At 70.1% G+C, this 10035-nt stretch carries 9 protein-coding genes and 1 pseudogene; 4 read left to right on the top strand and 6 right to left on the bottom strand.

Annotated features, from left to right (window positions below; all coding sequences use genetic code 11):
• The 3 genes from ACIQOU_RS18540 to ACIQOU_RS18530 all read right to left on the bottom strand — a co-directional run.
• The coding region (locus ACIQOU_RS18540) for a DUF397 domain-containing protein (RefSeq protein WP_401537817.1) at positions 1 to 220 on the bottom strand (220 nt) is incomplete at its 3' end.
• A gap of 93 nt (positions 221 to 313) precedes the next feature.
• Positions 314 to 538: a DUF397 domain-containing protein gene (locus tag ACIQOU_RS18535; protein WP_401537816.1), complete on the bottom strand. Its 225-nt coding sequence runs from the start codon at positions 536 to 538 to the stop codon at positions 314 to 316.
• On the bottom strand, positions 535 to 1410 hold the full coding sequence (locus ACIQOU_RS18530) for a helix-turn-helix domain-containing protein (RefSeq protein ID WP_401537815.1): 876 nt from the start codon (positions 1408 to 1410) through the stop codon (positions 535 to 537). The genes ACIQOU_RS18535 and ACIQOU_RS18530 overlap by 4 nt, the downstream gene beginning before the upstream one ends.
• Before the next feature lie 417 nt (positions 1411 to 1827).
• Here ACIQOU_RS18530 and ACIQOU_RS18525 point away from each other — a divergent pair, with 417 nt between their 5' ends.
• Together ACIQOU_RS18525 and ACIQOU_RS18520 are read left to right on the top strand one after the other, a co-directional pair.
• Positions 1828 to 2307 (top strand): ATP-binding protein, encoded by a 480-nt coding sequence (locus tag ACIQOU_RS18525; protein ID WP_401537814.1) that lies wholly within the window; start codon positions 1828 to 1830, stop codon positions 2305 to 2307.
• A gap of 112 nt (positions 2308 to 2419) precedes the next feature.
• Positions 2420 to 3031 (top strand): hypothetical protein, encoded by a 612-nt coding sequence (locus tag ACIQOU_RS18520; protein ID WP_401537813.1) that lies wholly within the window; start codon positions 2420 to 2422, stop codon positions 3029 to 3031.
• A 337-nt stretch (positions 3032 to 3368) separates the two neighbouring features.
• On the opposite strand, the gene ACIQOU_RS18515 is transcribed toward ACIQOU_RS18520, so the two are convergent.
• Complete coding sequence (locus ACIQOU_RS18515) at positions 3369 to 3845, bottom strand: DUF1203 domain-containing protein (RefSeq protein ID WP_401537812.1); 477 nt, start codon at positions 3843 to 3845, stop codon at positions 3369 to 3371.
• Between the two features lie 440 nt (positions 3846 to 4285).
• Here ACIQOU_RS18515 and pepN point away from each other — a divergent pair, with 440 nt between their 5' ends.
• Positions 4286 to 6859 (top strand): aminopeptidase N, encoded by a 2574-nt coding sequence (gene pepN / locus ACIQOU_RS18510; protein WP_401537811.1) that lies wholly within the window; start codon positions 4286 to 4288, stop codon positions 6857 to 6859.
• 107 nt (positions 6860 to 6966) lie between these two features.
• On the opposite strand, the pseudogene ACIQOU_RS18505 reads toward pepN, so the two are convergent.
• A pseudogene (locus ACIQOU_RS18505) lies at positions 6967 to 7305 on the bottom strand (EamA family transporter); the annotation flags it as partial.
• 111 nt (positions 7306 to 7416) lie between these two features.
• Here ACIQOU_RS18505 and ACIQOU_RS18500 point away from each other — a divergent pair.
• A complete protein-coding gene (locus tag ACIQOU_RS18500) occupies positions 7417 to 7926 on the top strand; it encodes a MarR family winged helix-turn-helix transcriptional regulator (RefSeq protein WP_401537810.1) in 510 nt (169 codons plus the stop codon).
• Between the two features lie 111 nt (positions 7927 to 8037).
• Here the strand turns inward: ACIQOU_RS18500 and ACIQOU_RS18495 are convergent, their stop codons facing one another.
• The gene (locus ACIQOU_RS18495) at positions 8038 to 9525 is read right to left on the bottom strand and encodes an FAD-dependent monooxygenase (RefSeq protein WP_401537809.1); all 1488 of its coding nucleotides are present in this window, start codon (positions 9523 to 9525) and stop codon (positions 8038 to 8040) included.
• Positions 9526 to 10035 lie beyond the last annotated feature (510 nt).

The following is a 10035-nucleotide window of genomic DNA, read 5'->3' as shown; positions in this document are numbered from 1 at the left end:
CCACGTTCTTCGAGTCCCGGACGCCGACCTGGGGGTTCAGGTCGGCAACCTCGACGCAGTTGCCACCTTCGGGGGAGCTGTACGAGGACTTGAACCAGGAACCCTCGGGGTTCAAGTCAGCGACCTCAACGCAACCGCCGCCCTCGGGAGTGCTGTAGGACGACTTGAACCAGGCGCCCTCGGGGGCGAGTTCAGTGGAGACGGCGTGGGAACGGATCATCTCTTCCCTCGTTTCAGAGTCTCAACGGGCACGAAGGCTTCGGTGCCCCCCGTGGGCCGGGGAGAAACACCGACGCCGCTGTTGGAGAACGGGCTACAGCTCCACCGACTCCGTCCGGACCAGACCGACGAACGCGGACCACGCCCCGGCACAGACAGCGAACGCGGGACCCGTGGTGTTCTTCGAGTCCCGGACACCGACCTCGGCGTTCAAGCCAGCGACCTCGACACAGTTGCCGCCCTCGGGGGTGCTGTACGAGGACTTGAACCAGGCGCCCTCGGGGGCGAGTTCAGTGGAGACGGCGTGGGTACGGATCATGTCTTCTCTCGTTTCAGAGTCTCGACGAACGCGGGGGTTTCCTCGGGCGGCTGCGCCGAGGCGATCATAGTGTTGAACCAGCGGGTGAACCGGCCGACGATGGCAGGCCGGTCGGACATGGACATAGCCCCGCCCAGGCCCGTGTCGACCTGCACAGTGGTGGGACGGTCTGTGCCGAGATCGAGGATGGTGAAGTTGCTCCAGAGACGCTTGACCGGAGCATCCGTCAGCAGCACCTGAATCGTGACGTTCGGGAGAGCCGCCATCCGAAGGATCTCGTCGTACTGCCCCCGCATCACCGAAGCACCACCAACGGGATGCCGCAAGGCACTTTCTCCCAGGATCGTCCATAGCTTCCGGGGCTCCTCGTCGCGGAGGAAGGGCTCGCGTCGTTTCATGCGCAGAGCGACGTTGCTGTTGATGAACTCGCTCGTCGTCTCTTCGATCGGCTGCACCTGGGTGAAGTGAGCGTGCGCGTATTCCTTGGTCTGCAACGGCCCGGGGATCACGTTCGGGAAGTACATACTGACTGACCGGGCTACGGATTCGATCCCCGCGAAGGTCCTCGTGGAAGTGAGGACCGCGCTGAACTGGGTCGTCCAATCCTGGCTCGCCGGTGTCTTGTACAACTCCTCCAATGACTGCACCAGGTCGACGTTGTCTTCGACCCCGTAGGCCTTCAGCAATTTGCGGAGGTCACCGATCATCCTGAAGGTGCTCTGGCCGAGTTCGACGCGTCGAAGCTTGTCGTAGGTGAGCCCACTGACCGACTTCGCAGCCTCTTCTATGGTCAAGCCGGCGGTCTTGCGAAGCTCGCGCAGTTGGATGCCGAGGTCCATCCGTGGTGCCGTCGTCCCGATCTGCTTGGCCATGCCCTGCATCCTCCAGCGTCTCAAGTTGCCTGTGTACGCACGGGAGCCACCGATCGCGCCACCAGAGACCGGAGCCTGACACCCCAAGTCCCCTGCGTGGAGCCCCCACTGCATGGCGCGGCATATACCAATCTGCGCGCCATTGCGTATGCAGTACTGATCCGATTGCGAACGAACCTGCCTGCGCGTCACTCTAGTTGAGCACGCCAGACCGGACATTGCGTTCAGAACGGCGTACTTGGCGAGCGCCTTCGCATACCGGGCTGGAGTGCAGCCCACGAAGAGCCGCGTCGCCGCGCGTACGGCCAACTCCCGCCAGCCCCAGGCCCCGTAGGCGTGGGCAGCGGGACCCTCGCTGCACCCACGCGTCGGCCGTACGCACGACCGCTTCACGACGAGACGGAGAGGTGATGAGCGATGCCCCCCACAGTCACCGGCCGCGTTGGCCAGGCAGTCATGCGGACGGACGCCACCACGGATTCCCGGCTCCGGACGCACCCCGGACTCAGCATGTTCTTCGTGCGGGACCGTGGCTCCACGGGCGGCGTCATCGCTGAAGCCGACCGAGCAGCACCGCGCCGCGCACGGGTCATCGTCCGGGCGGAACTGCGGTGTTGGGGCCGGCCGGAGCTTGTCGAGTCCGCCGAACTCCTCGTCACGGAGCTGGTCACGAACGCGTTCCAGCACGGCCTGGGTGACGTCGGACTGCGCATGTGCCTCACGGGCGCGCGCCTGCTGATCGAGGTACGGGACGGCTCGCACCACCTCCCCGTGCCGGGCGACGCCACCCTCGACGTCGAGAACGGCCGCGGCCTCTTCCTCGTCGCCGCGCTCGCCGACCGGTGGGGCGTCAGCGACGACGGCACGACGATCTGGTGCTCTCTCTCGGCCGAGTGAAGGCACGCGAACCGAACCGGTGACCGGGTCCCCGGCCGGGGCCGACCCACCTGCAAGCGACCGGCGAACTGACCGCCCATGAAGCCGACTTCAAAGGAGATTGCCCCCTCCCATGCCCCTGACGACCCCCTACGTCGCCGCCCGCGCCTCCGACAAGGCACCACTCAAATCCGAGCTGACCATCGAGTACGGCCCCACGGGCCCCCGCCTCGCCTACACCACCAAACGGCCCAACGACCGTGACGCGCACGGCAACTTGTGGCTCCGCGTCGATGAATCCCCCGACAACCCCGGGCGCGTTCTGTACGACTGCATGCACTCCACCCGTCAACGCCGTTGCATGGAAGGCATGTTGTGCCAGATCTGCGCGCAGCCCGCCGACCGCGACAAGCAGGGCTGGCTGTTCATCGACTGGCGGCGCCCGGACTCGCCCCCGACCTGGCCCGAGAGGTCGGTCACCTCCATGCCCCCGCTGTGCGCCGAACACGCCCAACTGTCCTTACGGCAGTGCCCGTTCCTGCGCCGCGACGAACACGTTCTGCTCCGAGTGCGCAAACCCCACCTCTACGGAGTCTCAGGAACCCTCCACCGCCTCACCCCGAACGGCTGGGTCTCCTCCGACACCGGCTACCTCTCCCCCTACAACGAACCCCGCTTCCCAGGCATGCTCGCGTCGTTCCTCCACCGCGAACTACGAGGCGTGACAGTCGTGGACGAACCCTGACCTTCAACACACGGCGCCAACAACCAGCCCGTGGGAGTCCGCTCTCCGAGCGGCACCTATGACGACACCGCCCGGGCACAACCAGCCCGTTGAGGGTCCCCCTCTGGCAGCACCTACGACGACGCCGGTCGCACACAACCAGCCCGTCCGGCGCTTGAGGACAAGGCCGTTCAGGCCGAAGGGGGGTCTGGGGGCACCGCCCCCGGGTCTCTTCGGCACCAAGAGAACGCAGGCCGGCCTCACCAACCAGCCCGTCCGGCGCTTGAGGACAAGGCCCGTTCAGGGCCGAAGGGGGGTCTGGGGGCACCGCCCCCGGGGCTCTTGGGCGCCGTGGGGCCTACCTCCCCCGTACCTCATAGAGGAAGCAGCCGTACTCGACCGCCCTGATATGGACCAGCGTCACGGACGGGTCCTCGAACGCATCCCCTAGGGCCTCGTCGTCAACGGCGTCGACGAGGGCGCCGCCCAGGATGCGGCAGTCGGCCGAGTACCGCCGGACCGTGCGGTGGGCGCCCGCGAAGGGGTAGCCGTCCGCCGAGGCATCGAACCCCGGGCAGGCGTCGGCGTGGATGAAGACGGGGCCCTGTTCGTCGTACGCGCCCGGCTCGGCGCCCGTTTCCGCCGCCCAGCGGCGCAGCGGGGCGTAGCCAACGAGGGCGATCCGGTCGCCCGGCACGCTGCGGCGCAGGCAGCAGCGCAGGGGCGCACCGCCTTCCTCGTCGGTGACGGCGACGGCCGGGCGGCCCGCGTCGTCGGCGACGCGCAGTTCGTTGAGAACGTCGGGCGGGATGGGGCGTGCGGTGTAGGTGCTCACGCCCCCACGGTGCCCCACCCGCACCCCGGCCACCGGCGGGATACGGACGCCACCATCCAGCCGGGCCCCACCAGAACGGCGTCACCGGCGGCGCGAGCCCAACCGGAACGGCGTCACGGTCCGCGCGAGCCCAACCGGGACGCATCACCCGCGGCCTCGATCCCGTCCGGACGGCATCACCGGCGATGCGGCTTCGGCCGGAAGGGCTGCGGGGCCCGCGGGCCGGCGGGGCCTGGGGTCCGGGGAGCCCAGAGACCAGGCAAGGCCCGGAGGGCGGGCAAGGCCCGGAGGGCGGGCAAGGCCCGGAGGGCGGGCAAGGCCCGGAGGGCGGGCAAGGCCCGGCAACCCGGCGAGGCCCGGTGGGTGGGGGAACTGCATCGCTATTCGCGCAGGTCCCGTGGAAGGATGGCGCAACCCACACATAACGAGGAGATGACCGCGTGCCTGGCACAAACCTGACTCGCGAAGAGGCGCGGCAGCGGGCGAAGCTGCTCACCGTTGACTCGTACGAGATCGATCTCGACCTCTCCGGTGCGCAGGAGGGCGGGACCTACAGGTCCACGACGACGGTGCGCTTCGATGTCGCCGAGGGCGGCAGCGAGACCTTCATCGACCTGGTCGCCCCGGCCGTGCACGAGGTGACGCTGAACGGGGACGCGCTGGCGCCGGAGGACGTCTTCCAGGACTCCCGGATCGCGCTGGCCGACCTGCCACAGGGTCGCAACGTGCTGCGCGTGGTCGCCGACTGCGCGTACACCAACACCGGTGAGGGACTGCACCGGTTCGTCGACCCGGTCGATGAACAGGCCTATCTGTACACGCAGTTCGAGGTGCCGGACGCCCGCCGGGTGTTCGCGTCGTTCGAGCAGCCGGACCTCAAGGCCACGTTCCAGTTCACCGTGAAGGCACCGGGCGGCTGGACCGTCATCTCCAACTCGCCGACGCCGGAGCCCAAGGACGACGTCTGGACCTTCGAGCCGACGCCGCGTATCTCCACGTACATCACCGCCCTGATCGTCGGCCCGTACCACTCGGTGCACAGTGCCTACGAGAAGGACGGGCAGTCGGTGCCGCTGGCCATCTACTGCCGGCCCTCGCTCGCCGAACACCTCGACTCCGACGCCGTGTTCGAGGTGACGCGGCAGGGCTTCGAGTGGTTCCAGGAGAAGTTCGACTACGCGTACCCGTTCAAGAAGTACGACCAGCTGTTCGTGCCGGAGTTCAACGCGGGCGCGATGGAGAACGCGGGCGCGGTGACCATCCGCGACCAGTACGTGTTCCGTTCGAAGGTGACGGACGCCGCGTACGAGATGCGCGCCGAGACGATCCTGCACGAGCTGGCCCACATGTGGTTCGGCGACCTGGTCACCATGGAGTGGTGGAACGACCTGTGGCTGAACGAGTCGTTCGCCACGTACACCTCCATCGCCTGCCAGGCCCACCACCCGGACTCGCGCTGGCCGCACTCGTGGACGACGTTCGCGAACTCCATGAAGACGTGGGCGTACCGGCAGGACCAACTGCCCTCCACGCACCCGATCATGGCCGAGATCGGCGACCTCGACGACGTCCTCGTCAACTTCGACGGCATCACCTACGCCAAGGGCGCCAGCGTCCTCAAGCAGCTCGTGGCGTACGTCGGCATGGACGCGTTCTTCGCGGGTGTGCAGGCCTACTTCAAGCGGCACGCCTTCGGCAACACCCGGCTGACCGACCTGCTGGGCGCGCTGGAGGAGACCTCCGGGCGTGACCTGAAGACCTGGTCGACGCAGTGGCTCCAGACCGCCGGCATCAACATCCTGCGCCCGGTCATCGAGACCGACGCGGACGGTGTGATCACGTCCTTCGCGATCCGCCAGGAGGCGCCCGCGCTGCCCGTCGGCGCCAAGGGCGAACCCGTGCTGCGCCCGCACCGGATCGCCGTCGGCTTCTACGAACTCGACGACGCCAGCGGCAAGTTGGTGCGTGACGAGCGCGTCGAGCTGGACGTCGAGGGCGAGTTGACCGACGTTGCCGAGCTGGTCGGGAAGCGGCGTCCGGCCGTCGTGCTGCTCAACGACGACGACCTGTCCTACGCCAAGGTCCGCCTGGACGAGGCCTCGTTGGCGTTCGTCACCGAGCATCTGGGCGACTTCGAGGCGTCGTTGCCGCGCGCGCTGTGCTGGGCGTCGGCGTGGGACATGACCCGGGACGCGGAACTGGCGACCCGTGACTACCTCGCCCTGGTGCTGTCCGGCATCGGCAAGGAGTCGGACATCGGTGTCGTCCAGTCGCTCCAGCGGCAGGTGAAGATGGCCATCGAGCTGTACGCCGACCCGAACGCCCGTGAGGCCCTGCTGACCCGTTGGACGGACGCCACGCTGGCCCACCTGCGGGCGTCCGAGGCGGGCAGCGACCACCAGCTGGCGTGGGCCCGTGCGTTCGCGGCGACCGCCCGCACCCCCGACCAACTCGACCTGCTGGAGGCCCTGTTGGAGGGGTCGCAGACGATCGACGGCCTCGCCGTCGACACCGAGCTGCGCTGGTCGCTGGTCCAACGGCTCGCCGCTGTGGGCCGGTTCGACGAGTCGGAGATCGCCGACGAGTACGAGCGGGACCGCACCGCCGCCGGTGAGCGGCACGCGGCCAGCGCCCGCGCCGCCCGCCCGACCCAGGAGGCGAAGGCGGAGGCCTGGGCGTCGGTCATCGAGTCCGACAAGCTGCCCAACGCCGTGCAGGAGGCCGTCATCGGCGGGTTCCTCCAGACCGACCAGCGGGAGCTGCTCGCGCCGTACACGGAACGGTACTTCGAGGTGCTCAAGGACACCTGGAACTCCCGTTCGCACGAGATGGCCCAGCAGATCGCCGTGGGCCTCTTCCCGTCGGTGCAGGTGTCGCGGGAGACGCTGGAGCGGACGGACGCCTGGCTGGCCGCCGCCGAGCCCAGCGCGGCCCTGCGCCGCCTCGTCTCGGAGTCCCGCTCGGGCGTCGAGCGCGCCCTCAAGGCCCAGGAGGCGGACGCGCGCAACGCGTAGCCGTCTCCGTCGAGTTGGCGAGGGCGCCCGGCGAGGTCACCGGGCGCCCTCGTCGCGTTCAGCGTGCGGACCTTGCGCCAACTCACCGGTCGAGCAGGCCCGTTGACCTACGGCCGCACCACCCCGACGGCCACCTCCACCTCGCGCCTACTCCCGCCCCGTTCAAGGGAGTTGAACGATCGTCCCCGGCCGCCCCCGCCCAGCTGGCCCGCGACCGTCGCCCCGAACGCCAGCGCCATGCCGGTGAGTTGGAGCCCGGTGAGGCTCTGGTCCAGGGCCGCCCAGCCGACGATCGCGGCGGTGAGCGGCGAGAGCGGGGCGAGGAAGGTGACCTGCGTGGCGGTGAGCCGCCCGATGCCCCGGAACCAGAGCCAGTAGGCGACGGCGGCCCCCGCGAGGGCGAGGCAGAGGTAGCCGCCGACGCCGTCGGGGCGGCCCCAGCGCTTGGCGTAATTAGCTTGGTGATAATTAGCTTAGACGCAAGTTAATTAGCGTCAAGGTGCTTACCCGTGATCCACTTTCTTGCGGGCGATCCGCGCCCGGCGGATACTCGCCGCATGAGCAGCCCACACCCCAGTGACCCCGTCGACGTGATCGTCGAGCAGTGGGCGGCCGTCCGGCCCGACCTCGACACCCGGGCCATGGAGGTCTTCGGGCGCGTCTTCCGGCTGGCGCGCGCCATGGGCGACGGCATGGAGCAGGCGTACGCCCCCTTCGGGATCGCGCGCGGCGAGTTCGACGTGCTGGCCACCCTGCGCCGGTCCGGTGAGCCGTTCACCCTCTCGCCGCGTCAGCTCTCGGCCGCGCTGATGCTCACCACCGGCGGCATGACCGGCCGACTCGACCGGCTGGAACGGGCCGGTCTGCTGCGCCGTTCCCCCGACCCGCACGACCGGCGGGGCCTGCACGTCACGCTGACCGACGAGGGGCTCGACCTCATCGACCGGGCGGTCGGCGCGGGCCTCGCCGTCCAGACGGCCACCCTCTCCACCCTCGACGAGGAACAGGCCGACCAACTGGCCGACCTGCTCCGGGCGTTGCTCGCGGCAGCACCCAGCGGACGCTAGCGGCAAGGGCGTTCGGTCGAGGTGAGGGGGTGGCCCAACGGGCCCCTGATCTACCGGCGTTCGGCCGAGGCACGGGGGCGGGAGTCGAACTGGCGCTGCCTGTAAGGCCGTTCAGCCGACGTGTGCCGCGACGGCGGCCTCGATCTCCCCGGCGTTCGCCGCGTCCGACGCCCACGCCACGTATCCGTCGGGGCGGACCAGCAACGTCGTTCCGCGTCCGCTTGTCCAACGGGCCACGGACAGACGGTCCTTGTGCAGGTCCAAGCCCTCGGGGCGTTCGGTGGCCTGGGGGGTGATGAGGACGAAACGTCCTCCGCGCTGGGCCTCGTTGAGGCGGCCGGTGTCCAACTCCACGTCCGGCACCCGGACTCCGGTCAGCCGGTGGGCGCCCCGGGGTGCGGGGTAGCGGTAGCCGAGGCCCGAGACCTGACCGACCGCCTTGCGGCGCACCGGCCCGATGACCTGGAGGAGGCGACCGAAGCCCACCCGGATCGCGCGCTGCCAGGGGCGGTTGGCCATGGCGAGCCGCATCATTCCCCCGCTGCTGCGCAGAACCGCCTTGCCGACCGGGTGCCGTTCCGTCTGGTAGGTGTCGAGGAGCGCGTCCCCGGCGTGGCCGCGCAGCACGGCGGCGAGCTTCCAGCTCAGGTTGGCCGCGTCCTGGAGTCCGGTGTTGAGGCCCTGGCCGCCGGCCGGGGTGTGCACATGCGCGGCGTCCCCGGCGAGCAGCACGCGGCCCACCCGGTAGAGCGGCGCCTGCCGTTCGTCGCAGTGGAACCGGGACATCCAGCGCGGGTCGTGCATCCCGAAGTCCCGCCCGAACGTCCCCCGCACGATCTCCCTGACCTCCTCAAGCCCGAGCGGCTCACCGTCGGCCACGTCCCGGTTGCGCCGCCAGCCCGTGATCCGGTGGTAGCCGTCGCCGAACGGCACGACGAAGGCGAAGGCGTCGCCCGCCGTTCCCACGGTGAACAGATCCGTCGGCGCCTCGGTCAGCCGCACGTCCGCCAGCACCACGGACCGGATCACCGAGCGCCCCGGGAACGGCAGCCCCACCGCCCGCCGCACCCCGCTGTGCATCCCGTCGGCGCCGACGACGTACCGGGCCCGGACGCTGTCCACCGCCCCGCCGGGTCCCCGCATCTCGACGGTGACGCCGTCCGCGTCCTGCTCGATCGCGGTCACCTCGGCCTCGTACCGGAACGTCACGCCCGCCTCGACCGCCCGGCGCTCCAACACCTTCTCCACCTCGTACTGCGGGATGACCAGCAGGTGCGGATACCGGGTCGGCAACTCGTCGAGCCGAAGATTCAGATCGAAGAACCGCAGCGCCTGAAGGGGCCACCCCACCGCCTCCAACTCGTCCGCGAGCCCCCGGGCGTCGAGCTGCTCCAGACTCCGGGCGTGCACGCCGAACGCGCGGGACAGGTTGCTGACCTTGTGCGCCCGCTTCTCCAGCAGGGTGACGGGCACCCCGGCCTCGGCGAGATCACCGGCCAGCAGCAGTCCGGTGGGCCCGGAACCGACGACGACCACGGGGATGGGGGCGGGGGCGGGGGCGGGGGCCGATGCGGGAGCGGGGTTGGTGGTGCCGGACATGAGGGGCCTCCCTGATGCCAACGTGCGGGTGCCAACGGGTGACGGCCTGCGGTGGGTGGCGGGCCGGGGGTGCCAGTCAACGACTGTTTGCCAACGCTCGTTGACCACGATACGAGCGCCTCCAGCGGGAGTCAACAGGTGTTGGCATATGAGCGTTGGCCTACAGGTGTTGGCATACGGACGTTGACGCCCACGCGACGGGCGTTGATGCCTACGAGTGTTGGCATACGGGCGTTGGCCTGCGGGCGTTGGCCTGCGGGCGTTGGCCTGCGGGCGTTGGCACCTACGCACGTTGGCATACAGGCGTAGGCATACAGGCGTTGACATACAAGCGTTGACATGCAGGCGGGGGCGCGCCCGGCGTCGGCGCGCCCCCCCCCCCCCCCCCCCCCCCCCCCCCCCCCCCCCCCCCCCCCCCCCCGGGGGGCCCCCCCCCCCCCCCCCCGGGCGGCCCCCCCCCCCCCGCCCCCGCCCCCCGCCCCCCGGGGGGGGCCGCCCCCCCCCCCCCCG

It is taken from the genome of Streptomyces sp. NPDC091279 (genome assembly GCF_044757465.1).
GTDB lineage: Bacteria > Actinomycetota > Actinomycetes > Streptomycetales > Streptomycetaceae > Streptomyces.
This window is presented reverse-complemented; position numbering and strand designations above follow the sequence as displayed.

Coding starts and splice junctions, on each gene's coding strand:
- ACIQOU_RS18535 (WP_401537816.1), bottom strand. CDS start 538: ATGATCCGTACCCACGCCGTCTCCACTGAACTCGCCCCCGAGGGCGCC.
- ACIQOU_RS18530 (WP_401537815.1), bottom strand. CDS start 1,410: ATGGCCAAGCAGATCGGGACGACGGCACCACGGATGGACCTCGGCATC.
- ACIQOU_RS18525 (WP_401537814.1), top strand. CDS start 1,828: ATGCCCCCCACAGTCACCGGCCGCGTTGGCCAGGCAGTCATGCGGACG.
- ACIQOU_RS18520 (WP_401537813.1), top strand. CDS start 2,420: ATGCCCCTGACGACCCCCTACGTCGCCGCCCGCGCCTCCGACAAGGCA.
- ACIQOU_RS18500 (WP_401537810.1), top strand. CDS start 7,417: ATGAGCAGCCCACACCCCAGTGACCCCGTCGACGTGATCGTCGAGCAG.
- ACIQOU_RS18495 (WP_401537809.1), bottom strand. CDS start 9,525: ATGTCCGGCACCACCAACCCCGCTCCCGCATCGGCCCCCGCCCCCGCC.